The following is a 24,926-nucleotide window of genomic DNA, read 5'->3' as shown; positions in this document are numbered from 1 at the left end:
TACCAAATATATGTTGTGCCTCGATAATACGATTTCGCGGAGAAATTATTCCACAAGAAGGAAAGGTATGTTACGAAAACAAATCCAGCTTGGCCTGCTGCATGTAGCCGTTACAATCACATTGTTGCCTATCAACAGTACGCTAAACCGGGTTATGATTAAGGAACTAGCTATTTCGGCAACCTTGGTAGCCATATTGGCATCGTTACCTTATATCATCTCCCCAATTCAAGTTTATATTGGTGCGTATTCTGACAAAAAACATCTCTTTGGCTTTCGCCGGACTCCAGCCATCCTCCTGGGGCTAATATTATGTGTGCTGGGGGTGGTACTCTCGCCAGCGACCGCGTTTTCAATGGCAGAAAATCTCGGCCAAGGCATTCTCATGGGGATTCTATCCTTCGGGGCCTGGGGGATGGGCTACAATCTGGCCGCGGTTTCGTATCTTTCTTTGGCATCCGAACTTTCCGGAGAGAAAGGCCGCGGAAAAACCATTGCGATTATGTGGTTCATGATGATCGTGAGCATTATCCTGACCTCCATCATTCTAAGTAATATGGTTGATCCTTACACCCCCCAGGCATTGGTGCGCGCATTTCGTTGGGTGGGATTTGTAGCCCTGTTGATTGGCCTGGTCGGGTTGATCCGCCTCGAGCAGCGGGATCACTACCGGGCATCGAATGAAGAACGTTATTCCTGGGGTCTAATGACACGCACGATCCTCAGCAATCCCCAGGCCAGCCGTTTTTTCTGGTATCTCATCCTCTTGCTAACAGCCATCCTCGGGCAAGATATTTTATTGGAACCCTTCGCCGGGGAGGCTTTCGGAATGAGCGTCACGGAAACCACCCGTATCACTTCGATCTGGGGCGTGTTTGCACTTATCGCCCTGTTGCTCACTGGCTGGCTGGAATCTCGCCTGCCAAAAAAAACAATCGCCGCTTTCGGAGGCTGGATCATCCTGACGGGGTTCGTTCTGATCACAATCAGCGGGATTTTATTACAGAGTAGTGTTTTTTATATCGGATTAATATTGCTTGGCGCAGGGACCGGCATTTCAACGGTTTCGAATCTTTCCCTGATGCTGGATATGACCGTGGAGGGACAGGTGGGATTATTTATTGGCGCATGGGGTATGGCGAATGCCATCTCGCGGCTGACCGGCTCGCTATTGGGCGGGGCGTTGCGGGATGTAACACGCCTGCTCACAAACCAGCCTGTTTTAGGGTATTTGCTGGTCTTTGGCCTGATGGCGCTGATGGTGCTGGTAACGCTAATGATGCTCACGCGCATCAATGTAGCGGATTTTCAAAAACAAGCTCAATCATTACCTGTTATCGAAAGAGCGGTCTTGGCTGGGGACGCATAAAGTTTCGTTTTGGAGAAGATACTATGTCATCTGAGTGGTTGAGTTTAAGTGAGATGGCCGAAGAATTAGGCGTGCATCCCAGTACGATCCGCAATTGGGCTGATCATGGGCGCATCCCTGTGCATCGCACCCCTGGCGGACACCGCCGCTTTCGCCGTGATGAAGTGATGCTTTGGCAGCAGGCCGATCAGGCAAGTACGGCATCAGAAGCCCAATTGGTGATTAAAAATGCGCTCACACGCACTCGTTTTCAGATCAGTGAGGGCGCGCTTACCAATCAATCCTGGTACAAAAAACTCGACATTGACGCTCGTCAGCAATACCGTCAGAGCGGGCGTTCGCTACTACAAGCCCTGAATGCGTATCTTTCCTCCGAGAGTGGCAGCAGCGCCGATGCCGAAGCCCGCGCTCTGGGCTATGAATACGCAATCCGCGCCCGCCGCTACAACCTCAATATTATGGAAGCTACGCAAGCCTTCTTGTTTTTTCGTTCAACATTACTGGATGCTATGTACGGTGTCTACGAAGCGGCCTCGGTGCAGTCTCCACTTGTGTGGAGCAATCTCTTTCGCCGCATTACGGCTTTTACCGACAGCGTGATGCTCACCATCATGGAGACTTTTACCGCCTTCGACCGCTAAAAAGTTCTCAGGGATTTTTCAAACTGCGCGCCTGTTTTTAGCTCGATTGTGCTAAAATGGACGCGTTTGTGTTTAACAAGAACATTTTTTACTACCACAGGCGAGATATACCTGCACAACTCGTTGAAAATCCGAAATAACTACCCCGCATTACCAACCCAAATACTATGACATTATCTGTAATCCGCGTTGTGGGCGCACGCGTTCACAATCTTAAAAATATCAGCTTGGATATTCCCCGCGACAAACTGGTTGTCATTACCGGTTTGTCGGGGTCTGGTAAATCATCACTGGCTTTTGATACCATCTTCGCCGAGGGGCAGCGCCGCTATGTCGAATCGCTTTCTTCGTATGCCAGACAATTCCTCGGGCAGATGGATAAACCCGATGTAGATTATATCGAAGGGCTATCCCCCGCGGTTTCAATTGACCAACGCGCCACTTCGCACAATCCGCGCTCCACAGTGGGGACCGTCACCGAGATTTACGATTATCTGCGATTGCTTTTCGCCCGCGCCGGTATCCCCCATTGTCCGCAGTGTGGACGGGAAGTCGCCCGCCAATCGGCGCAGGAAATCGTCGAGGCGGTGGAACAACTCCCGGAGGGGAGTCGGCTGCTCATCCTTGCCCCAATGGTAAGTGGACGCAAAGGGACGCATCAGGCCGTTTTAGATGAGATTCAAAAATCTGGCTTCGTGCGCGTGCGCGTGAATGGGCAGGTTCACAGCCTGGATGAAGACATCCAGATGGACCGCTACAAAATCCATCACATTGAAGCCGTGGTAGACCGCGTAGTAATTCGACACTATGAAGACGATGAAGAAATGCAGAATTTCCGCTCGCGGTTAACCGACTCGGTGGAGACAGCCCTGCAATTTGGAGATGGTCATTTAATTGTGCAGGATACAACCCCTCACCCCTCACCCAGTGGGAGAGGGGTGGGGGGTGAGGGGCGTGATTTACGCTACTCTGAACATTTGGCCTGCGCGCATTGCGGCATCAGCCTGCCCGCTATCGAGCCGCGCACCTTCTCGTTCAATACCCCCCACGGAGCATGTCCCGATTGTCAGGGCATTGGCACGCGCATGAATATTGACCCCGATTTGCTCATCACAGATAAATCGCGTTCGATAAATCACGGCGCGATCCATGCAGGTGAATGGCGCGGTGAGCGCGAAGTCGGCGGTTATTATTGGTCTACACTGGTAGGCGCGGCAGAAGCCAACGGGATTGATCTCGATGCGCCCGTCAGTTCACTCGCGGACGAGCAACTCGGCATTATACTTTACGGCACACGCGGTGAAGAGATAACCGTGAATTACAAACGCCAGCGCGACGGCAAGGTATTCACCTTCCAGCGCGAATACGAGGGCGTGATCCCCAACCTGGAGCGGCGTTTCCGCGAAACAACCTCCGAGGCAATGCGCGAGCGCATCATGGAATATATGAACGACCGCCCCTGCTCCACCTGCAACGGAGCGCGGCTTCGCCCGGAAGCGCTGGCCGTAACCCTGGCCGAGATCAATATTCTCGATGTCACCGAATGGCCGGTACGGCGTGCGCTGGATTGGGTGCTAGAACTCAAAGAGCAAGATACGATCCTGAACCAACGGCAAAAGATTATTGCCTCGCGCGTGCTGCGCGAACTCGAAGACCGGCTGGGATTTTTGGTCGCGGTGGGGCTGGACTACCTGACGCTCAGCCGCAAGGCTGCCACGCTTTCGGGCGGCGAGGCCCAGCGCATCCGCCTGGCAACACAGATTGGCTCGCGCCTGATGGGCGTGCTTTATGTACTCGATGAACCCTCCATCGGCCTGCACCCGCGTGATAATGCCCGCTTGCTGAAAACCCTGGAAGGCATGCGCGATCTGGGCAACACGGTGCTGGTTGTCGAGCACGATTCAGAAACAATTGAAACCGCCGACTGGGTTGTTGACCTCGGCCCCGGGGCAGGCGAACACGGCGGTGAAGTGATCTTTAACGGGCCATCTAAAGATGTACTCAATCATCCCACATCGCTTACCGGGGCCTATCTCTCCGGGCGTAAGCAAGTACCCATCCCTGTAGAACGCAGGCCGGGGAACGGCGAGATGATTCGGGTGATCGGAGCACAGGCGCATAACCTGAAGAATATCAGCGTAGATGTTCCACTTGGAAAATTAGTGTGCATCACGGGGGTTTCGGGGTCTGGAAAATCGACGCTGATGGTGGACGTACTCTACGCCGCGTTGGCGCGCCATTTGCACGGGGCGCGCTCCCAACCTGCAGCGCATGATTCTATCGAGGGGCTGGAACATATTGATAAGGTCATCAACATCGACCAATCCCCCATCGGGCGCACGCCGCGCTCCAACCCGGGGACGTACACTGGCATTTTCGATCATATTCGCGATCTATTTGCCGAACTACCTGAGAGTAAAATCCGCGGCTATGCCAAAGGACGTTTCTCATTTAATGTCCACGGCGGGCGCTGCGAGGCCTGTCAGGGTCAGGGTCAAATTCGCATTGAGATGCAATTTTTGCCCGATGTGTACGTGCCTTGCGATATTTGTCACGGTTCACGCTACAATCGCGAAACCTTGCAGGTGCGCTTCAAAGGACACTCCATCGCCGACGTGCTGGCAATGACGGTAGATACCGCCGCGGAAGTTTTTGAAAATCATCCCAATATGCTGCGACGGCTAAAAACGCTACAAGATGTCGGGTTGGGATATATTCGCATTGGGCAATCGTCGCCGACGTTATCGGGGGGCGAAGCACAACGAGTGAAGCTTTCGCGCGAGCTTTCCAAAATTTCCACCGGGCGCACGCTCTACGTACTGGATGAACCCTCCGTAGGGTTGCACGCAGCCGATGTGCACAAGCTCATTCAAGTGTTGCAGCGATTGGTAGAAGCCGGCAATACGGTGCTGATTATTGAGCACAATGCCGATATTATCAAAATCGCCGATCATATTATTGATTTAGGGCCGGAGGGCGGCGATGCCGGTGGCGAGATCATTGCCGAAGGAACGCCAGAAGATATTTGTGGCAATCCGGCTTCGTATACGGGGCAATTTTTACAAAAGTATGTGCGCTCGACGCACGACCGAGATTGTGTGTGATTTGGAAGTATGGGATGAGCTTACTAACTACTGGCCTATCCCACCCTGTTATAATAACGGCATCTGCAATGACTTAGGAGGATAAAAAACACCAATAATCACAAATGGATTTGGGCCGCGCATATGATTTGCTTTTGTAGTTCCAACAAATAAATATAAGTCCTTGTTGAGGAATTCATCACAATATTTCTTCTGAACAAGTTCGTTTGCAACAACTTCATCACCTTCTGTTTGAGCCAAACAATTCCAATAAAGAGCACCTATTTCCCAATCTTCTATCATCATTTTTCGGGGTGTATCATCACCTTCTGTCAAAAAACGGTAATAGTAACGATAAGGTAATTTGCGAACTATTTGGGCTTCTCGTTGAACTGTTGTTTGTTCAAACAACTTTAATTGCCGCAAACTGTTTCTCATACTCGCTTTCCACTCTCGATCATCCGGTTCAATTACAAAGTCAACTATTTCTTTAGGTTTAACTGTTGCAAGCGATTTCCAGACACCTGACGTTTTTGCAAGATTTATCAGTTCGTTCATGGAAACAAATACTTCATTGAGCGCAAATCTCTTTCTTTCAGCCCAATCCCTGTTTTTCCCTGTCGATATATTCCCCAGAGTTTGAATTGGTTCATCAACCCCTTTTATGGGACGGTAACTTTCTTGTCGGAAATCAGAACGGTTACGTTCAAGACCTAATTGAATCCAATCGTATTTTTTATATTGCTGCGCATAAGGAAGCGCGCGGAACTGGATTGGGTAAATTCGAATCCAGTTACCATTTTCGAGAAAACCAGCATTACATACCAACTCATCGTATTTTGCGGACGGAACTGGATACGTTTTCACAGCTACCAAAACACGCACATTAGGTAATATCTCTGGAAGATACATATTTCCTCCCTGAAAAATATCTTTATAAGTGGTTTATAGGATAAAAAGATACTAAATCTTGTTGTAAAACTTCAACAAGTTTTTGACGATGACACATCGTGTGGTCTGCTTCAAAACAAGTTAAAGCAATTCTTTTTTGCACTTGGGTAATAGTTTTAAGCATCTTCAAAGCACTTTTTTGCTCTGGCAGTATTTGCTTCTCATACAACTCAAAAAGCGTTTGGTAGGATGCAGGCCCATTCAAATCCTTTCGCAAATGAGATGCGATGCCTAAATCTGGCAAATGGTAATACTCCAACCCTGCTTTATTAACATAATTATTCAAAATTCTTTTTGAAAAACCAAATTTTCTTGAAATTGGGTTTTTACGAACATCAACAAGTGCAGTTACATTGTTTTCAATTAGCTTATTAAGATAAGCATCAATAGACATTCCCTCGTAGCCTATTGTCATTAAGACTGGCTCAATTCCAATTTGCCAGACTTCTGTTACACGTTCATATTCTTCGTTATCGAGGATCTGTGAAGCAATTTCGCTTTTCCGCGTATATTCAGGATATTCTCGATAAGCCGTTCGCACAAGTTCTTTTCCACGCAAATTTCTCGTTGTGGCTGCAAATATTTTTATAGCACGTCTATCTGAAGGTTTTAATTGGCTAAGACACGACTTCGTCTGTTGGGATATCTGAAATTTATCGACGGCCACAAGATAGCCTTTTTCAGTAAGTTTTCTTTTGTCATAATAAGAGATGAAACTAAATCCTCCATATTTGTATGGAAAAAAATCATAATGCGTCGATTTTGTTCTTTTACAATACAAAAAGAGCAGTTTTTCGAAATCTGTATTAGGCAGTGTTCCACCAAACACCTCAAGCAAAGAGAGTAGCACTTTCTGACGATAAAACATATATCTGCTCAACTTTCACAAAATTCGGAGTTTCCATTCAGCAGATATTATACCAAACAAGAAAGAACATTTGTTCACAGACTTAAGGTTTCACCCACTCCCATTCCGTCACACGGCCCGAAACGATTTCTACAACATGGCTCTGATAGCCCACACCGGGCAGGACGAAGCTGAGCTTGTATTCTCCCGGGGGCAGGTTGCCAACCGCGAAAGCCTCTCCCCACGGGGGTTGTAACCGCAAGCGTTTATCCACATACGTGTGCAAATCCATCGGGTTCACATCCACCTCCCCCAAGGGCTGAACCACCACATTTACATCTACCAGATCACCATTTTCGTCCAGAATGCGTCCGGCCAGTGCGCCGTTCTCTGTCTCCCCATCATCGTCGAACTGAATCAACCATAACTCCGGGTTACGAGCATTACTATGCTTATTCTCACCGTAGCGGACTTCAAAGTGTAATTCGCTGCCAGTGGTATGCCCGGTTGATCCTACCAGCCCCAGCGTCTCGCCCACATCAAGCTGTTGCCCAGACTCCACATCAACCTGCGAAAGATGGGCATACAGCGTATACACCGGCTGGGCGTACCCAGGCAACGAATGTTCCATCACAACAGCCAACCCATACAACTCCGGGAAGGGGCTAAACTGACCTTCTGCATCTGCCCCGGCATGCAGTACGCGCCCCGATGCGGCAGCCAAAACCGGCGTACCCGCCGAGTTGACAAAATCGACACCATTTTGGGCCAGTTGTTGATTTTGCGGCTGTCCAAAACGTTCATTTGGATCAATCGTATCACGCCCCGAGGGGCCAATCGGCAAGGAGATGGGAAAATCGGACTCACTCAATGCTGGTTCCTGCGCCCGAGGCGTTGGCGTCACATACAGGTATGGCTCTAAATACTGCGTAAGGTCATAGGGTATAACATCCATCACGACCTGCTGAAAATCGGCCGTGAGATTATTTTCGGGCAGTGTGCCAAAACCCCCGGTGGCAATAATCGTGGTTGTCGCCGAGGCCACGACCAACGAGCGAATCAAATTCGATTTTCTCTTGCGATTGGAGTATTCCACGGAGCCTATACCTTCGTGCCCGGGTTCAGAGCATAGACCGGCGCCAAACCAACTGTAATACCTTTAGCCTCCAAAGCTTGCACCAGTTTCAAACGCAAATCGCTGGCTTTATAAACTGTATCAGGCCATTTAGCGACATAGGTCCAAACTTCATAGAAATTTGTATCCGCGCCGATACCATCGAAAATCACCACTGGCCGGTAACTATCGCCATCCAAACGACCTTCAAATTGAGAAGCCGTTTCTTCAAGCACACGCAAAACAACCACACGGTCATGTATACCGCGTACGGGGATTCGTATTTTAATCCGATAACCGGAAACTCGCGAATGATTGATCAGCGTTCCATTGACGGCTTCTGAGTTTGGGATAATGATTTTGTCTTTATCAATGGTCAGCAGGCTGGTTGCGCTCATATTAATTTCGATGACTTTGCCAAAGTAATTTCCCAATGTGACATATTCATCAACATCATAATAACGCAAAAACATCAGCTTAACGCCCGAAACAATATCTGAAGCCAAACGTTCAGAGCCAATGGCAAACGCGCCCGTTACGGCTGTGACGATTACAACCAGCGCTCCGGCTGTGCCTGTCATCTCTATGATGATCTTGCCCGTCAGCAGGAAAAGACTCAAGCGTACCAGCCCAGAGATAAAATCTACCCAGGTGCCATTCATAAAGCGTGCAAGTAAATTTCGTACCACGCGGATCAATGCTAATTCAGAAATTATATAACCGGCAGCCGCGATCACAACTGCCAGACCTGCCATGCGAAAAAACTCAAAAACAGTTGAAGATAGTGTAGTTTCCATAGATACCTTTTTTCCAAATGAGAAGCGTAAAAGTAAGTATATTCTTACAAATATGACTTAGACGGTCGCATTACTATATATTACATGAATCTGTCTGTCAAGGGAGGTTGTCAAAAAAGAACAGTGGCTGGAGAACGATACTCCGGCCACTGTTCTTTTTTAGCTAGTTCTATTGCAATCGCGTAGAATTTTTACTCGTAGCGCAGCGCTTCGGTAACTTGCAGGCGGGCAGCGCGGTAAGCGGGCAGCAAGCTACTGACGATTGCCAATAGCACCAAGATGGGCAGCAACAGGCTGATCCAACCCCAATCAATCACGTATAAATCTGGCCCGGCGCCGATGGCGATACCCACCTGCCCGATAAATCGGACCAGCACAATCATCCCTAGAGTAACACCAAGCAGCAAGGCAATTAGCGCGATAGTTACAGCACCAATCACTACACTTCCCGCAATTTGGGCGGGGGTCAGTCCTATCGTTTTCTGGATTCCAAAATCGCGCACCCGTTCGCGAATACTCAAAAGACTGGTACTCATCAAGTTGGCAGCCGCCACAACCATCAGAATCACTGCTAAACTGGCGATCAAATTCGTCAACTGAACCACAGATGTCATGGGTTCCCTGGTCGTGACATTGACATTGATCAATCCATGAGAAACATCCAACCACTCTCGGCGAAGTTCCTCCGCCAATGTAATATCGTTCAAACGCAGGTAGTAATTCGTGGGTTGAGCATCGGAAACCGCCTGCTCTCGATACGTCTCCAAACTGGTAATAATCACTTTATTCAGGTTGAAGTTTTCCATATTCCGCCCTACAAGAGTCACTTGAATCGGTTCGCCATCTACTAGAATCTCAACAGTATCTCCAATCTGAGCGCCCATCAATTCAATAACCGCGTAACCCGCCACAGCTTCGCCCGGAGCGGCGATCATACGGCCTTCATTCATCGGGAAATCGAAATTCTGATAATTGCCCTGCAATAAGCGCACCGCCAAAGGCTGATCGCCATGCCCTGGAACCTGTCCGTAGACAAATGATTCTTCGTAAAAATCGACCACTTCAGGGTTGGACAGAATTCCATCGGCAATGATGGCATGAGGCACAAAGTTGCGCGCGATCTTCATATCGGCGGTGGTCCCGTTGAAGTAGTAGCGATTGTCGGCCAAAGAATCCGTAGTGCCCTGCGCGCCAACCGCTGTAATGGCTATCAGCACCGTCAACAGCAAACTGGAAATCGCCAGCGTTGCCCGTAGAGGTCGCGAAAAAGTATCTTTGACGCCCAGCACAATCACCGACGGAAAACGCAGCCATCCGGCTAACCGCCCCAACAAAGAAGCGCGCGGATGGCGGCTGCGGTACCCCACCGTAATCGCCTGCACTGCGTTGATGCGTCCGCCTTGCAAGGCGGGCAAGAGTGTTGCCAGGGCAACCGCCACTTCCACCAGGATCAGCACACCAATCAGCGGACCGGGGGTGTAGATATCGGGCGGCGTGGTGTTCAGATTTTCTGCCATCGTGCCTACCAAACCCGGTGCGAGGGCTAAACCAAAAACAACTCCCAAAGGCGCAGCGGCCAACCCAAGAGTCAGATGCTCGCCCAAAAAGAGCAGCGTAACCTGCCGCGGGGTAAAACCTACCGCCTTGAGCAGACCGATCTCGCGGTACTGGCTGAGTACCTGCCCGCCGATGGTGTTGAAGATAATCATGCCCACCGCGACCAATCCCAAAACGCTGAACAACCCCATAAACATAGCGTTGAGCGTATTGGCCAAAGCAGCATTCTCTTTGACATATTGCCATTCGATCACTGATTGCAGTTTGCCGGGTAACACATCAAAGGCCAAATCAGCAATTTCTTTGCTGGCTTCGGGGTCATTCAAACGCAGGCCAACCACCGAATACCAAGAATTCGAGTCGGGTTGTAAATTTTCCAGCGTGGACTGGCTGGTATAACCAACGCCTGGGGATGTGTCTTTGGTAATCTCGTTATACGGGAACCAGTGAGCCGTTACCGCCAGTCCAACCACCTTCAACGCCCGATTGCCATCTGCACCTAAAATCGTGACCACATCGCCCACTTGAAAAGCGTGGAACTTCGCCAGGCTGAAATCCAGCACGATTTCGTCGGGGTTGGCAGGCTCCAGCCAGCGGCCATCAGCCAACAGGGGATGCGCCACAGGAGGCGGTTCATTCATTGCATACAGAAAAAGCGGAACTTTCTCGTCGCCCAACACCAGGGGGTTTTCCGCCAGTGCCAGAATCACCCCACTGGTCTCGCTGACTGCCGGGTTTTGCGTCAATGGGCTGAAATCCAAATCATTCTGGTGGCTGACCACCCATACATGGGGGCCGTTGGTGGCTTCAAAGGTACGATCCCACGGCTCATCGGCGCTGCCCATCACCAAAAGGGAGACGGTCAACAACATCGCCGAGAGGGTCAGCACGCCTCCGATAAGCAAGAATTGAAGCTTGTTCGTGCGGATGTCAGCGCTCAGTTTGCGCCACATAGCAGTAAACATGGTCAGGCCTCCATATCGAGCATCTCGGTGAGCAAAGCCCGGGCATCGTGCTGCTCCCGGAGAATTGTCTCGCTGGTAATTTGCCCGTCTTTCATAAAGATCACCCGCTGGGCAATGCTGGCGACATTGGGATCATGCGTAACGATGAGGATGGTCTGCCCTTGCTGGTGAGTCTGGCGCAGCAGGCGCAGTACATCGAAGGCGGTTCTGCTATCCAGGTTGCCAGTGGGTTCATCGGCCAGCAGCACGGCGGGCTGATTGACCAGGGCGCGTGCCAGTGCAACCCGCTGACGCTCACCGCCGGAGAGTTGCGCGGGGATATGACGCGCTCTGTCTTTCATCCCCAAATCATGCAAAAGTCCATCTCGGCGCTGGCGTGCCTGACTCGCCGGTGATCCGGCCACCATCGCAGGTAGTTCGATATTGTCACCCACACTCATATTGCCAATCAGGTTAAAGGCCTGGAAGACAAAGCCAATCTGCTTGCGGCGCAAAATGGCGCGTCGGGCTTCGCTCATATTGTCAATTTGCTGCCCGGCCACCCAGACTTCCCCGGAGGTCGGGTTATCCAGGCCGCCCAGGATATGCAATAGGGTGGATTTACCGCTGCCACTTGGCCCCATCACCGCCACCAACTCCCCGACGCGGATATCTAAATCGACATCTCGCAGGGCCTGGACTTCGCCGCCGTTATGCTTATAGATTTTTGAAATTTTTTTGGTTTGCAAGAAGAACGTTGACATCGGGCTACTCCTGATTCAGATATACATCTTCACATAAATCCAGCCATTCCAGGTCGGCCTTGAGGTGTAGTACCGCCCCCTGGATAAGCAGCAACTTGGACGCGTCAGCAGAAATATCGGGCTGGAGCGCGAGCAGATTGAGATCGTGCAACGATTGAAGGTATTGGCGGCGCTGGTCGGCGATTAGCTGGTGTGTAGGCATGAAATCGGTCATCCCGGCGCTAACCAACTTAAGATAGAAATTATCGCGGAGGCGCGGACCGCTGAGCGGCTCGGCAAACCAGGCCAGCAATACCTGATGACCCGCGTCGGTCAATTCGTATACCTGTTTATTGGGTTTATTATCTTGTTCTACGGAGAATTTTTCCACCAACCCATCGCGCTCCAGGCGCGAGAGGGTGGTATAGATTTGCCCGGCATTCAGGGGCGGCAAAACATCTGCAAACAGATTATGGTAGGTTTGCAAAATATCATAGCCATGAGTGGGTTGGCGGGAAAGCAGAGAGAGAAAAAAATATTTCATACTTATATACTCGTTATCTAGATAACGAGTATATAAGTATGGGTGAAAATTGTCAAGTACCAGACCCCAATCAACGAATATTTGGCTGCGCGGCAGACAAGTTCGCTAGATGCGCGGCTCAGGCACTTTGATAAGCACAATAGTAGAAATCAAGAATAAAGCCGCGTAGATTCCAAAAATCACCATATAGCCAAGCCCTGGCAGTTGGGGGAAATGGATGGTGAAATAATCGGCGATGGGGCCGCCGATATAGGCGCCAACTGCGCCTGCGCCCGCACCGGCCAGATTGGAGATACCCAGGAATTTGCCAGCAGCTCTCTTGGGGACGATGTCGGTTCCCAATGCCCAACTCGTTGCAAAGAACATCCCAATGCCCGCGCCAACAATGCTGCCACCGATCATAATGACGTTCAGCGTCGGGGAAAGCAGCAAAATCACTGTACCTGCGGTTGCCAGAATCCCACTGAGGGCCACCAATCTTTTTCTGCCGACCTTATCGGCCAGCCAGCCGCTGGGGAGCGCGAAAACCAATATCAGCACCCCCACCACCAGTTTAAGTGTGGAGGCCGGTCCGGCAGCAGCATCCCCCTCGAGACCCAAGCGTCCCTGAAGAAAATAAACCGCAAATGCAGCCAGATTATTGGCGCCCACCAAAAACGCCAGTCGATTAATAACCCACCAGGTAAATGCCGGATTTGTACTCGCCGCTTGCCGCCCAATGCTGACCTGGATGCTCCCGTATACGCCAAAAAAAACCGCAATCAACATCCCGACCAGGCCAACCAGCCCCATCACAAACACTTGCGTGGAAAGCGCGGCGGCGGGATCAAACAGTTTACCAATATACTGCACAGTTTCACCCGACAACAAGATTATGACCAGAAACAACAGGGTCATGGCAGCTAACCGTCCAAAGGATTTCCACTCTAGCTGTGCCGGTTTTTCTGCCAAAGGTTGTTCACGCACAAACATGGTGATGCCCGCGGTGAGCAATAAAATTAGAACCACAACTGCGATACCGCCGAGCATATTGCCAACGGCAATCATGGGGCCAATCGTCAGTGCAATGATAATCACGGGCAGCAATTCCAGCACGGCTTTGATCCCGGAAAAGCGGCCGCGACGGTCTTCGGGAACCAGATCGGGGATAAGGCCCTGTTGCGCGCCATGCGAGAGATTGGAAGCGAGTTGCACCAGCACCACTGCTGTAAACAGGAACCAATAGCCTGGCGAGGCACTCATAGCAAAGAGGAAAATCACGTTGAGCAATGCGCCAGCGAGAATATAGGGTCGCCGCCGACCCCATTTGGACATATTGCGATCCGAGAGCATTCCGGCGAGAGCCTGCACCAATAAGGCTGTCATCAGGGAATAAAGGCGCATATTGCCATAGTAGGTTCCCTGCTGCTCCTGGCTGATAAAGCGCTGCACCAGCAAAGGCTGGATCAGACCGTTGGCCTGGGATACAGCCATAATGCCGAGCCAATAAATATTGATGGTGATGTAGTCGTGCCAACGGATAGGGCGATTCATTACAAACTCCTCAATAACAAGACACTATGGGTTCATTAAGGAACTGACGGGATATTCCCAAAGAGCCACACTCGGCTGCGCCTCAGGGTGACGGATGATGCTTTCAACAAGGCGCTCACCAACACAAAGCTATTCGTTTAGCGACAAGCCCCCAACTGGTCTTACGTAGTTATGCTTTCCTTGCGTTCAGAAAAAAAGCATCGTCCCCCGCTAAATGGCTTTCTAACGGCGCAGCATCCAGCGCCATAACGCGACTATTGGCAAAGAAAGGAAAATCGAAACTAGTGACATCGCCAGCGTGTTTCCCCGGAATGGGCATCAGGCGGGCGGTGAGGGGTTTGTTCAGGCGTTGGGCCAGTGCCGCCAAATCGAGCAGCACCGGGGCAAGTTGAGCGGCTGTGGTGTCGCCGGGCAAAGGGATCGTATCCAGGCCGGTGCCGCAAACTGCCGAGTAAAGCAGCATATCTTTCAGCGTCAGCACGCCCTGTTCGGCGCGGGCCGCCAGGGTAAAGTCTTCCAGCACGGGCAGCATCAGGCCGCTGAACCCGGCGCGCGCGAACTTCGCTTTGTCGATGGTATCGGCAATAATCGCTGCGGCGGCCAGTGAACCATGCAACCCTACCGCCGGGACCCCCAGACGCTCGAAGGCTGTCCCCAAGGAGAGGGCTTCTTCGGGGTAAGGGGCAAGGGAAAAATCAATGCCGCCAAATACTGGCGTTGGAATGTTGGCAGGTTGGAAAATTGCCAGATTTTTAGCAACTTGTGTGAGGTTTTGAGCGTGGATTTCAATAGCAGAGATCAGGTTTTGGCGGGCATCGGCGAGATTGGCAGCCTGGGAGAAAGCTTCGACAGCCAGATCGGCAGATTCGAGGGCCAGAGCGAAGGCAGGCGCGTCACCGACATGATAGGCCGCCGGGAAGAAGGGCGCGCCGGGCGGCACATTTGCCAGAGCGGCAAAGTACAAATTCGCAAATCCGTTGGGGTCTTGGGGAGCCAGGCGCTCGATAATCTCGGCGCAGGCGCGCACAGCAGGCAGCGAAACGCCAACTTGCGGCGAACTCATCAACGCCGACGCGAAAATATTCTCGGTGGCTGCCAACACTTCAGGGATCAGGGCGTAGGCACGCAAATCATCAGGCTGCGCCGGGCCAATGGCGATATAGTCAAAACCCAGGAGCACGGCGGCGCGCTCCAATTGCTGTGCAAATTCAACCACTTTATCCACAACCAGTGAGGGCACCAATTCGGGAAAGGGTACCGTTGCCAGACGTGCGGTTTGCACTTCGTAGCCGGCATTGGCGAAAGCCTGCCGCGCGGCGCCAACAAAATTTCCTGCCTGAGTTATTGAATTATCATCCAGCGGCCAGTGGGGATTGCAAAAAAATGTAATCGAGCGGATTTTCATTTTGACTGGGATTCGTCAAGCGCGTTGACGGGCAACTTCGAAGAGCAGGATCGCTCCGGCGATGGCGGCATTGAGCGACTCGACGCGGCCCGGCATGGGGATGTGTACCGGCTGCGGGTTCACCGCCCAGGCCTGATCGCTGGCCCCGTGCGCCTCGCCTCCCAAAATCAGCCCCAGTGGACGCTCAAACGCGGCCCCAGTGTAGGGCTGTCCCTCCGCGGAGTCGGCTAGAAACAAGGTGAGGTCTAACGAAGCAGCGCGTTTTTGGACATCTTCCCAGGACACGGTTTCGATTGGCAGACGAAAATGTGCACCCATTGCCGCGCGTACTACTTTTGGCGAGTAGGCGTCCACAACCCCTGGGTGCAGCCACACGGCATCGGTTCCGGCTGCCAGCGCCGTGCGCAGCAAGGTTCCCATATTGCCAGGGTCGCGCACACCATCCAGAATCAAAATAAAATCAGCATCGATAGGGGCAGGCAGAGATTTCAGCGACAAAACGGCCAAAATTCCCTGGGGAGTCTGTGTATCGCTGGCGTGCTGCATAACTCCAGGGCTAACCGGAATTATTTCCACGCCGCGCTGCTGATAGGTGGTAATAATGTCATCACCGCGCTCATCTAATCCGGGAGTATAGAGTACGTATTGGGTCTGCCACTCTGCTGCAATTGCCTCTTCCACGAGGCGCACACCTTCAATAACGAAGGCGCCCGCTTCGCGGCGACTGCGCGCCCGCGCTTGTAAGGCTCGAATTTGTTTGATTTTGGGATTCGTGGTTGAAGTGAGCATGGAGGAGATTGTAGCATCCCGAAACGGTTAATACAAGAACCCCGGCGCTCAAGGAGACACCGGGGTTCAAAATATCTGTGAAGGGGGACTATAGTGCGGCTTTGACCTGCTCGATAACCGCGGCAAAAGCCTGGGGGTCGCGCACAGCGAGGTCGGCCAACATTTTACGGTTGATGGTGATATTGGCTTTTTTCATACCGTGGATCAGACGGCTGTACGAAAGGCCATTCAGGCGCGAAGCGGCGTTAATACGCGCAATCCACAGACGGCGTAGATCGCGTTTGCGATTGCGGCGGTCGCGGTAAGAATACCAAAGGCTTTTTAGCCGGGCTTCATTAGCGCGCCGGAAAAGGCGGCTGCGAGTCCCAAATTGGCCTTTGGTCTGTTTGATGACTTTTTTATGTCGTCTTCGACGGGTATATCCAGTTTTTACACGAGCCATGTTAATTCTCCTGCGTACTCCAGAGCGTCGGCAGCTTTTTCTTGCTGCCCGTTATAACACTCAACAGCCGCGTTTATCGATTATTTATTGGTTTGACCGGTGCGAGCATTCGGGTTAGCCTTATATTTACTCAGATAAGGGGCCAAGCGGCGAACGCGCTGTGCAAGTTTTTTGCCTTTTACAGGCTGCATGCGGGTAAATTGTGCTTTGGTGCGTTTCGACTTTCGCCGACGCAAATGGCTCTTGCCACCTTTGGTGCGCACGAGTTTACCAGAACCAGTGACCCGGAAGCGTTTTGAGGTTGCTTTATGGGTCTTCAGCTTGTATTTCCCTTTTTTGGGTTTTCTAGCCACAATTACACTCCTCTCACAAAAACACCGCGGCGCAAGGTAATTTCGAGCTACCCGGCAGTTAACCGCGGATAATTTGTAAAATAATTTCGTTCTTGCTAATTATTGCGTATCGTTTTATTTCTTGTCGCTCTTCTCAGGAGCCAAAATCATAAGCATCGAGCGTCCTTCACGCGAAGGTTGGTACTCAACGATGCTCACGTCCGATAACTCTTCAGCAACTTCTTTCAAGGATTCCATTGCAATTTCGGGGTAATGAATTTCACGGCCTCGGAACTGTATGCGCACCTTAACTTTATTACCTTTTTCTAACCAGCGGCGAGCATCGCGAACCTTAAATTGCAAGTGATGCTCACTTGTCTTGGGGCGCAAGCGAATTTCTTTGACTTCAATCTTTGCCTGAGCCTTGCGTGCATCCCGCTCTTTTTTCTTTCGCTGATAGATGAACTTACCCAGGTCCATAATTCGGCACACGGGCGGTGTGGCATTGGGCGCCACCTCAACCAAATCGAGTTGCGCTTCCTCAGCCAAACGCTGGGCCTCACTCAGGGATACTACACCATGGTTCTCGCCATCTGCTCCGATCAAACGGACTTCGCGGGAGCGAATTCTATGATTGGCACGATAATCTGGATCGCTTATTGCTTACTTTCTCCTCTTCTCGGCATTTCGAGAATTGTAAACTGTGATAAGACGGGCTGCATCATACCAAAAGAACGGTAAATCGTCAACATTCCATTCGACGTCTCTCGGAAATTGCAACTCATTCTGTGCGCACAAAAATATGTATGGGAGAATTTGCACGGCAAGGAATCATCGGCGGTGTAGGTGAAGTTTCATCAAAGGCTTCGCTTTCCGCGAAACTTGTTGCGAAGCCGCCATATTGCCGCGCTTCAATCAGGATCACATCGGCTTCTTGGAGCCATGTTTCAGCCAGTTCCTCGCTCCACCAGCCGAAACGTTCCAACTCATCGGCATCGCCGGACAAGCGGTAGGAATAACCATCGTTGATCTGCGCGGGGTAAATCTGCGCTTCAGGGATATAGAGCAATGGCACCGCTGATAATCCACCCCACCAGTAAACTTTTGCACCCGCAGGCACAGCTTCGGCCAGGCGTGCTCCACCCGCTTCATAAGAAGCAATCACATCGCCACCGCAATCACGATCATAGGGTGTCAGGCCAACCAACAGAGTTATAAGTGTGCCCACAAACAGAAACGCTATCATGCTTGTCGCAGCCGGAGAAACTACTTCATTTTTCCAAACCATTCGCCCCAATTTTTCACTGTAACGTAAAATCAGCCAGCCAAATAGCAATCCAATTGCGACAAAGCCAGCCGCCCGCAAAATATCAGTCGCATATTCCACAACCTGAGTTTCGCTCAAAGCAAATTTGTTGGCAAAATAGCTCCACAATTCGGTCGTCCCGGTCTGGATGCGGAAGGATTTGATGCGCGGCACATCCACATGCATGAGACGATTGACAAAGCGATTCGAGATCAATTTGCTGCCAAATATCGGGAGCAGCCCGTAGCTGATCCCTGCCGAGAGGCAAAAGATCAACCCCGCGGGGAGCCAGCGCATCCGTGCGCCGCGCCACGAAGATGCGGCCACAATGACCAGCAATACGCCCAAAATGGCAAAAAACGACATATAGGCATCCAGGCAATAGACGCAGTAATTTTTACCTAACGAAGCCCAAACATGGAAGGCCCACAAGATCATAAACAACGTCGCGAGGAAAACCGCCGCCCGCATCCGCCATTCAGATTTCCACTGACCCTTGCGCGGCCACAAAACCAAAGCAGTCAATGCGCCTGCGGTAGCAAAGTAGTGCAGTCGCATAGCTTGGGAGAAACTCAAAATACGATCGCTAAAACTCGTCTCAGGCTGCCAATTGGGAATCGCTTCGGGGCGCGCCCACGGTTCGAGAAACGGGAACAACCCCACAGGTAGCCAGGAGGCCCACATGTGTAGAATCCCCGGCCAAAAGAAGGCGTGTCCACCCACAAAGGTCAGCATCCCGACGACAAAACTCCACAGGCCAACCTGCCAACCGTTTTCCCACAGAATATAGAGAGTTAGCAGCGGCAACAGCGGAGCCATATTGATGCGTGTCAGCACCACCAACACAGCCAACGCTGTCCCCAAAAGCAATTGCCACAAACGGCGCTCATTGCCCAAGGTCAACGCCAGCACCCAAACCAGCATACAAGCCACCAGACCTTGCGAAGCCATCACACTGTAAACTTTAATCAACTGCACATTGAGCGCAAATAACCCCACTGCACTCGCCGCCCACCAGCGCCCGCCAATGCGCCGCGCCAATAGCCACACGCCTAGCAGCATCAACAGGCCCAAAACGACAGCAAAATAACGCCCAGTACGCAAGCCCGGCCCGAAAATATGCTGCACGATTCCCGGAATGAGAAACGAAAACGGCATGTGGTTGGTCCAAAAACCGTAATCCTGATAAGGCGTATAGCGTCCGATGGCGAAAAAATAGCCTTTAAGCAAATACGCACCTTCATCAAGAATCGATGCCTGGGTATGGGCATAAACCCAAATTTGCAGCGCGAAAAGCGCGGCCTCCAACCCTGCCAGCGTTTCAGCCAGCCTGGGTCTGGATGCCAAATACTTCAAGCGCGCTGACAGACTCATCTTAGAGTACCTCGCGGCCCAAATATTGCAAATCGGCATCGACCATCATTTGCACCAACTCGGCCAAGCCAACCCTCGGTTCCCAGCCAAGATTATTTTTGGCGTAAGCCGGATCGCCCACCAACAAATCCACTTCGGCAGGGCGATAGAAGCGCGGGTCTTGCACGACATAATCGCGGTAATCCAGCCCGACATGCGAAAAAGCGGCATCGCAGAATTCGCGCACTTCATGCGTCTCGCCAGTGCAAACTACGTAATCGTCGGGAGTGTCTTGTTGCAGCATCAGCCACATCGCTTCGACATAATCCCCGGCGAAGCCCCAGTCGCGGCGCGAGTCGAGATTACCCAGGCGCAGTTCATCGGCCAAGCCCAGTTTGATACGCGCAACTCCGTGGGTAATTTTTCGGGTGACAAATTCCAGGCCGCGCCGCGGGCTTTCGTGATTGAAGAGGATCCCCGAGCAGGCATACAGGTCATGCGACTCGCGATAGTTGACGGTGATCCAGTGCCCATAAACTTTGGCTACCCCATAGGGGCTGCGCGGATAGAAGGGCGTTGATTCTTTTTGAGGAACTTCGCGCACCTTGCCAAACATCTCGCTGGAAGAGGCTTGATAGAAACGCGCTTGTGGGTGCGCCAGACGGATAGCCTCCAACATGCGTGCTACACCCAGGGCGGTGACTTCACCGGTGAGCACGGGCTGATTCCAGGAGGTCGGCACAAAGGATTGCGCAGCTAGATTGTAGACTTCATCGGGACGATATTCTTCCATGATCGAGACCAGCGAACCCTGGTCGTGCAAATCGCCCTGAATGATCTCAATTTGATCCTGAATATGCTCAATGCGTCCAAACGTAACTGTGCTGGAGCGGCGCACCATCCCTAAAACACGGTAACCTTTTTTGAGCAAAAACTCTGCCAGATAGGAACCATCCTGGCCGGTAATTCCGGAAACTAATGCAGTTGGCATACAATACCTCTCTCAAGAATAAGGCGATTATTCTGCGAAGGCGCGAACCTGAGCAGTAACGTTATTTTATAATTCAACCATTGAATTATAGATGGCGTCAGACACAAGGTCAAGGTACTACTGAACGATGCAAGCGCGCCCAATCCCAAATCCAGTATAAGACCGCACTGGCAATTCCCAATCCAAAGGTTTTAAAAACATCGAGTACCACCCATTCGAGGAGGAGATAGCGGTGCAGATACCAGGGCAGGAACCAGGCCAGCACCAATCCAACGCCAACCAGCACACGGCGAAACCAGGGGTCAGGGTTCTGGCGCTGCTCCACCAGCAGCCAGGCCGCCAGAACAATCTGCATTCCGGCGAAAGCAGCCCGGTAACGGGGATTATCCCACTGGTCGCCACCGCTACGAAAGGATGCCGAGAGAATCACCATCCATGAGGCCAGACTCAGGGATAGAATCAGCCAGCGGCGGGGCTGGCGCAGAGCACGCAATGGGGCGTAAATCAGCAGCGGCAAGAGCAGAGTCCAGCCGAGGGCGCGCCAGATAGCAATCCCGCGCCACAGAGGGTTGCCACCTGCAATCAGAGCGGCGGGCAAGAAGGGCTGCACCACCCCATAGACCAAAATCACCCAAGTGTAAAACTCGTAAGGCACATTTTCAAAAAGTTTCGTCATCCAACCCGAAACCTGCGTGCTGGCAATTTTCTGCCACAGGCTTGTGCGTTCAATCCAGTATTGTATATAGGCCAACGGATTTTCAAACGAGGCATCTGCCAGACGCGCGCCAAAGAACCCTACTCCGGCAACGCCCAAAATCAGCAGCGCCCCCAGCGCAATCCACAAGCGCCGATCGCGCAGCCATTGGCCGCGCCACAAAGCCACCGCCAGCAGCAACAAGCTAAGTGTCAACATCATCGTAAATGCCGGAGACAGCGGAATACTGAGCAGCAGCGCGCCGACCACCCATAAACTATTGCGCCAATTGTGTTCCTGGCGCATGCGCGTCAGACTATACATTGTCGCGGCGGCGAGGGTAATGGTAAAGGCCTCGCGCATCTGCGAACTGCCGAGGAGCATGGCTTCAGGGTAGAAGGCCAGCATCCAGGCGGCCCACTTTGCCACGCGCTCACCCCACAGGCGATGAGCAAAGGCCCACACGAAGATCAATGAGAGCGATGACACCAGCGCTGCCAGCGCCACCATCATCAAGGGCTGATGCGCATCCCCACCCAGATAGCGATACACCACCGCGCTCAAAAAAAGCAAGCCGCCGTATTGGTCTACGGCGTCATAACGCTCTGTGAAAGCATCACCCAACGACTCATCGGATTGGGCCAATTCCCAGGCAGTGGTATCGCGCTCGTAGGCATCGGCCATGATATAACCGGCGACTTCCGAATCGCCGCCATAGCCCCAGGCAGGTAATGCTTGTTGCCAAAAAATACCCAACCCGAAGCGCAGGAGGATGCTAAGAATCGTCAGACGGATGAGCCAGGAGGGGAAGGTGGAAAATTTCATACAGGGTGGACAGGTTTGCAGGTTAAAGGTTTGCCAGAATGAGGGCGGCGCGGATGTTCCAGTCATATTGTTGGGCATCGCGGCGAGATTGTGTAGCCAATTTATCCCTGAGAGCAGGATCGGCAGCAAGTGCGCGCAGGGCTTCAGCCCAGACATTCACATCATCCGGGGGGAGCAGCAGGGCGTTGTTCTCGTTGAGAATTTCACGTAATACTGGCAAATCGCTGGAAAGGATGACGCGTCCACAGGCCAGATATTCGAAAAGTTTCATCGGGCTAAGGTAACGAGCAATATCGCCGCCAGAAGAGGCCGCCACACGCCGTTGATAGGGCATCAGCAGGGCATCACAAGCCGCCTGATAAAGCGGCAATTCTGCGTTGGGGACGAAACCGGTCAGGGTGAGATTGCCAAGTTCAGCGGCAGCATCACGCAGACGAGTCACGTCATCTTGAATGCCGCCAACCAACAGGAAATTAATCTCAGGCAGTTGTTTAGCCAGCTTGAGGAGCATCTCTCCGCCGCGTCCGGCGTAGAGATGCCCGGTATAACCCACTGTAAAGCGCTGTGGAAGTGAGAGTTGAGCGCGAGCATCGGGGGGGTCGAGCAGATCGGCGTAACGAGCCAGGTCTACGCCATCGGGAGCGATGAGCGTGAAGGGAGCCTCGGGCAGCGTTACGATTGCCTGGGTTATGGCTTCTCTCAGGGATTCAGTGATCACCACCAGGCGGCGCGCGCCATTTCCGCTCAGGAACCGGCGCAAAAGCCACGGGGCAAGCGTCCCACGCGGTAGATCGTGAATCTCGAAGATGGTATCCATCCCCAATGAACTGGCGATAGCCGCGGCCTGTGGCAAACGCGTGAAAATTAAATCAGCTTTCTGACGTCGGGCGTACTGCACAGCCTTGAAGCCGTAATCATAGCTGCGAAAGCGTGGATTGACGGGCAACCAATCCACGGCGAAACGCTGCTGCAAACCGTAGTGCTGCGCCAGATCATCCCATGATGCAGGTTGATGGTCGGCACGGTTCTGCGGCACAACCACCTGCACGGTATGCCCTAAGGCGGTGAATGCTTGCGCCATTTTCATCGTCTGAATGGTATTGGCGCGACGAGATGGTAAATAGGTGGGGGCGATGAGTACGATTTTCATGAAGCCCTCACCCCCTGGCCCCCTCTCCCAAAAACAGGAGAGGGGGAGGATGCTCGTTGCATACATAACCGGCTCCCCTCTCCCCAAATTGGGAGAGGGGGTGAGGGCCGCCAACAACTCATCATGCCGCCCTTTGAGGGCGCGTGCGCAAATCGGCGAAGACGCGCAGCACCGCCGCCCCGTTGGTGAACACATAGTAGGCAATCAGCAAACCGGCGAAGGCCAGGGCGCCAAAGCGTTCAGCCAGCCAGAAAATGGTGGTCACTTTTAAGATCATGCCAATAGTATTAATCACCGTGGGAAAAACCGGGCGAGACAACGAAAGCAGCGCGACACGGTTCCAATAGAAAATATTAACAAATGTGAAGCCCAATGCCAGCACCACCAGCGCCGGATAGGCGGGCAGGTATTGCGCGCCGTAGCTAATTTCAAGAATCCACTTACCAAAAACGATCAAACCCAGTGTCACCGGGATCGAGTAAATCGCAGCCAGACGCGATCCCTGGCGCAGTACGTAGCGCACATTTTCCCAATTGCGACGGGCAATCTCACGCGCCAGTTCCGGGTAAGTGGCTTTGGGTAACGGACTGACGGGGAGTTGGAGCAGATTGGTGATTGCCAGAGCAGTTTTATAAAATCCTGCCTGCGTCGGGCCTAAAAAGGCCGAAACCCACAGCACTTCGCTATCTTTGGCGATCAGACTGACGGTGCTGCTCAGATTGGTGCTGAAGGCAAAGGTCAGTAAACTACGCCGCTCGGATTTAAGTATACCCAATGGCGTGCGCCACCACGCCGAACCCCAATTACGGCTAGCTTCAAACAACGCGGCGGTACTGATAGAAAGCGAGTAAGCGATCTTACCGATCATATAGGCAATAATTACCGCAGCAAGATCACCTTTGGCAATGAAGATGCCAAGAATCAAAACCAGCGTTATAGCGCTTTGGGCAACGGTAGCGGCGGCAATGATACGAAAACGATCGAAGATTTGCAGTAACCCGCTGGCGGTCTCGAAGATAAAATTGGCAAAGATGATTAGGCCATAGAGTTGAAACCAGCGCGCCAGATTGGCATCCTGGGCGAAATACTGCGCCCCGAGGGGTGCCAACCCCCAGATGAGCGCCAGCGCAATCAGCGAACCGCTGATCTCGAGGAGGGTTGCCATTTTGAAGACTGCCGCCGCCCGAGGGAGGTCGCCATCTTCCTGATACTTCCCCACATAGCGCACAACCAACTCGTTCATACGGAAGGACGCAAAGCGGTTGGCTACACTGGTAAATTGCGTGATAGCCCCCAGAATACCGAAATTCGCCGGACCCAGCAAGCGGGCGGCAAAGATGCTCTGAAAAACGCTCATTCCGGCAGAAAGTCCGGTAGCACTGAGCAAATAGCCGGCATTTTTAATAATCCGGCTGAGAAGTTCGTTTTCGAGCAAACGGGAGGTGATGTTGGAGATTTTGGTGGGCATGGGAATAAAGACGAAGGACGGAAGACTGGGCGAGTTAAAACTCGGTCA

The 24,926-nt window shown here is 52.1% G+C and carries 21 protein-coding genes; 3 read left to right on the top strand and 18 right to left on the bottom strand.

What is annotated here, in order from left to right; all coding sequences use genetic code 11:
• Positions 1-67: 67 nt before the first annotated feature.
• The 3 genes from HN413_12995 (at position 68) to uvrA (ending at position 5,114) form a co-directional block, all read left to right on the top strand.
• Positions 68-1,369, top strand: coding sequence for a BCD family MFS transporter (locus HN413_12995; GenBank protein ID MBT3391314.1), 1,302 nt, complete (start codon positions 68-70; stop codon positions 1,367-1,369).
• A 23-nt stretch (positions 1,370-1,392) separates the two neighbouring features.
• Positions 1,393-2,010, top strand: coding sequence for a helix-turn-helix domain-containing protein (locus HN413_12990; GenBank protein ID MBT3391313.1), 618 nt, complete (start codon positions 1,393-1,395; stop codon positions 2,008-2,010).
• 167 nt (positions 2,011-2,177) lie between these two features.
• The gene (gene uvrA / locus HN413_12985; protein MBT3391312.1) at positions 2,178-5,114 is read left to right on the top strand and encodes an excinuclease ABC subunit UvrA; all 2,937 of its coding nucleotides are present in this window, start codon (positions 2,178-2,180) and stop codon (positions 5,112-5,114) included.
• A 48-nt stretch (positions 5,115-5,162) separates the two neighbouring features.
• Here the strand turns inward: uvrA and HN413_12980 are convergent, their stop codons facing one another.
• From HN413_12980 to HN413_12895, 18 genes are all read right to left on the bottom strand, one after another.
• Positions 5,163-6,005: a hypothetical protein gene (locus HN413_12980; protein MBT3391311.1), complete on the bottom strand. Its 843-nt coding sequence runs from the start codon at positions 6,003-6,005 to the stop codon at positions 5,163-5,165.
• A 22-nt stretch (positions 6,006-6,027) separates the two neighbouring features.
• A complete protein-coding gene (locus HN413_12975; GenBank protein MBT3391310.1) occupies positions 6,028-6,912 on the bottom strand; it encodes a DUF488 domain-containing protein in 885 nt (294 codons plus the stop codon).
• Positions 6,913-6,994: 82 nt separating this feature from the next.
• On the bottom strand, positions 6,995-7,987 hold the full coding sequence (locus tag HN413_12970; protein ID MBT3391309.1) for a M23 family metallopeptidase: 993 nt from the start codon (positions 7,985-7,987) through the stop codon (positions 6,995-6,997).
• 5 nt (positions 7,988-7,992) lie between these two features.
• Positions 7,993-8,802, bottom strand: coding sequence for a mechanosensitive ion channel (locus HN413_12965; protein ID MBT3391308.1), 810 nt, complete (start codon positions 8,800-8,802; stop codon positions 7,993-7,995).
• Between the two features lie 191 nt (positions 8,803-8,993).
• Positions 8,994-11,324 (bottom strand): FtsX-like permease family protein, encoded by a 2,331-nt coding sequence (locus HN413_12960; GenBank protein ID MBT3391307.1) that lies wholly within the window; start codon positions 11,322-11,324, stop codon positions 8,994-8,996.
• A gap of 2 nt (positions 11,325-11,326) precedes the next feature.
• Positions 11,327-12,067, bottom strand: a complete 741-nt coding sequence (locus HN413_12955) for an ABC transporter ATP-binding protein (protein ID MBT3391306.1) — start codon at positions 12,065-12,067, stop codon at positions 11,327-11,329.
• Positions 12,068-12,071: 4 nt separating this feature from the next.
• Entirely contained in the window at positions 12,072-12,590 is a 519-nt protein-coding gene (locus HN413_12950) for a helix-turn-helix transcriptional regulator (GenBank protein MBT3391305.1), read from the bottom strand.
• A 105-nt stretch (positions 12,591-12,695) separates the two neighbouring features.
• Positions 12,696-14,123 (bottom strand): MFS transporter, encoded by a 1,428-nt coding sequence (locus HN413_12945; protein ID MBT3391304.1) that lies wholly within the window; start codon positions 14,121-14,123, stop codon positions 12,696-12,698.
• Positions 14,124-14,292: 169 nt separating this feature from the next.
• On the bottom strand, positions 14,293-15,528 hold the full coding sequence (locus HN413_12940) for a DUF711 family protein (protein ID MBT3391303.1): 1,236 nt from the start codon (positions 15,526-15,528) through the stop codon (positions 14,293-14,295).
• A 15-nt stretch (positions 15,529-15,543) separates the two neighbouring features.
• On the bottom strand, positions 15,544-16,317 hold the full coding sequence (locus HN413_12935; protein MBT3391302.1) for an RNA methyltransferase: 774 nt from the start codon (positions 16,315-16,317) through the stop codon (positions 15,544-15,546).
• An 88-nt stretch (positions 16,318-16,405) separates the two neighbouring features.
• Entirely contained in the window at positions 16,406-16,759 is a 354-nt protein-coding gene (gene rplT / locus HN413_12930) for a 50S ribosomal protein L20 (protein ID MBT3391301.1), read from the bottom strand.
• An 80-nt stretch (positions 16,760-16,839) separates the two neighbouring features.
• On the bottom strand, positions 16,840-17,112 hold the full coding sequence (locus HN413_12925; protein ID MBT3391300.1) for a 50S ribosomal protein L35: 273 nt from the start codon (positions 17,110-17,112) through the stop codon (positions 16,840-16,842).
• Positions 17,113-17,226: 114 nt separating this feature from the next.
• Positions 17,227-17,751 (bottom strand): translation initiation factor IF-3, encoded by a 525-nt coding sequence (locus HN413_12920; protein MBT3391299.1) that lies wholly within the window; start codon positions 17,749-17,751, stop codon positions 17,227-17,229.
• A 121-nt stretch (positions 17,752-17,872) separates the two neighbouring features.
• Entirely contained in the window at positions 17,873-19,771 is a 1,899-nt protein-coding gene (locus HN413_12915; protein MBT3391298.1) for a hypothetical protein, read from the bottom strand.
• A gap of 1 nt (position 19,772) precedes the next feature.
• Positions 19,773-20,741 (bottom strand): GDP-mannose 4,6-dehydratase, encoded by a 969-nt coding sequence (gmd, locus tag HN413_12910; GenBank protein MBT3391297.1) that lies wholly within the window; start codon positions 20,739-20,741, stop codon positions 19,773-19,775.
• A gap of 109 nt (positions 20,742-20,850) precedes the next feature.
• On the bottom strand, positions 20,851-22,260 hold the full coding sequence (locus tag HN413_12905; protein ID MBT3391296.1) for a hypothetical protein: 1,410 nt from the start codon (positions 22,258-22,260) through the stop codon (positions 20,851-20,853).
• A 22-nt stretch (positions 22,261-22,282) separates the two neighbouring features.
• Entirely contained in the window at positions 22,283-23,410 is a 1,128-nt protein-coding gene (locus tag HN413_12900; GenBank protein ID MBT3391295.1) for a glycosyltransferase, read from the bottom strand.
• A 121-nt stretch (positions 23,411-23,531) separates the two neighbouring features.
• Positions 23,532-24,878: an oligosaccharide flippase family protein gene (locus HN413_12895; protein ID MBT3391294.1), complete on the bottom strand. Its 1,347-nt coding sequence runs from the start codon at positions 24,876-24,878 to the stop codon at positions 23,532-23,534.
• Between the last annotated feature and the right edge of the window lie 48 nt (positions 24,879-24,926).

It is taken from the genome of Chloroflexota bacterium (genome assembly GCA_018648225.1).
Classification (GTDB): domain Bacteria; phylum Chloroflexota; class Anaerolineae; order Anaerolineales; family UBA11858; genus NIOZ-UU35.
Note: the sequence above shows the minus strand (reverse complement) of the source record. Positions and strands in the feature narration are given on the sequence as shown.

Bases quoted from the DNA above. Each gene is read 5' to 3' on its own strand.
- HN413_12995 (MBT3391314.1), top strand. From the start codon at position 68: ATGTTACGAAAACAAATCCAGCTTGGCCTGCTGCATGTAGCCGTTACA.
- HN413_12990 (MBT3391313.1), top strand. From the start codon at position 1,393: ATGTCATCTGAGTGGTTGAGTTTAAGTGAGATGGCCGAAGAATTAGGC.
- uvrA (MBT3391312.1), top strand. From the start codon at position 2,178: ATGACATTATCTGTAATCCGCGTTGTGGGCGCACGCGTTCACAATCTT.
- HN413_12980 (MBT3391311.1), bottom strand. From the start codon at position 6,005: ATGTATCTTCCAGAGATATTACCTAATGTGCGTGTTTTGGTAGCTGTG.
- HN413_12975 (MBT3391310.1), bottom strand. From the start codon at position 6,912: ATGTTTTATCGTCAGAAAGTGCTACTCTCTTTGCTTGAGGTGTTTGGT.
- HN413_12965 (MBT3391308.1), bottom strand. From the start codon at position 8,802: ATGGAAACTACACTATCTTCAACTGTTTTTGAGTTTTTTCGCATGGCA.
- HN413_12960 (MBT3391307.1), bottom strand. From the start codon at position 11,324: ATGTTTACTGCTATGTGGCGCAAACTGAGCGCTGACATCCGCACGAAC.
- HN413_12955 (MBT3391306.1), bottom strand. From the start codon at position 12,067: ATGTCAACGTTCTTCTTGCAAACCAAAAAAATTTCAAAAATCTATAAG.
- HN413_12950 (MBT3391305.1), bottom strand. From the start codon at position 12,590: ATGAAATATTTTTTTCTCTCTCTGCTTTCCCGCCAACCCACTCATGGC.
- HN413_12945 (MBT3391304.1), bottom strand. From the start codon at position 14,123: ATGAATCGCCCTATCCGTTGGCACGACTACATCACCATCAATATTTAT.
- HN413_12940 (MBT3391303.1), bottom strand. From the start codon at position 15,528: ATGAAAATCCGCTCGATTACATTTTTTTGCAATCCCCACTGGCCGCTG.
- HN413_12935 (MBT3391302.1), bottom strand. From the start codon at position 16,317: ATGCTCACTTCAACCACGAATCCCAAAATCAAACAAATTCGAGCCTTA.
- rplT (MBT3391301.1), bottom strand. From the start codon at position 16,759: ATGGCTCGTGTAAAAACTGGATATACCCGTCGAAGACGACATAAAAAA.
- HN413_12915 (MBT3391298.1), bottom strand. From the start codon at position 19,771: ATGAGTCTGTCAGCGCGCTTGAAGTATTTGGCATCCAGACCCAGGCTG.
- gmd (MBT3391297.1), bottom strand. From the start codon at position 20,741: ATGCCAACTGCATTAGTTTCCGGAATTACCGGCCAGGATGGTTCCTAT.
- HN413_12905 (MBT3391296.1), bottom strand. From the start codon at position 22,260: ATGAAATTTTCCACCTTCCCCTCCTGGCTCATCCGTCTGACGATTCTT.
- HN413_12900 (MBT3391295.1), bottom strand. From the start codon at position 23,410: ATGAAAATCGTACTCATCGCCCCCACCTATTTACCATCTCGTCGCGCC.
- HN413_12895 (MBT3391294.1), bottom strand. From the start codon at position 24,878: ATGCCCACCAAAATCTCCAACATCACCTCCCGTTTGCTCGAAAACGAA.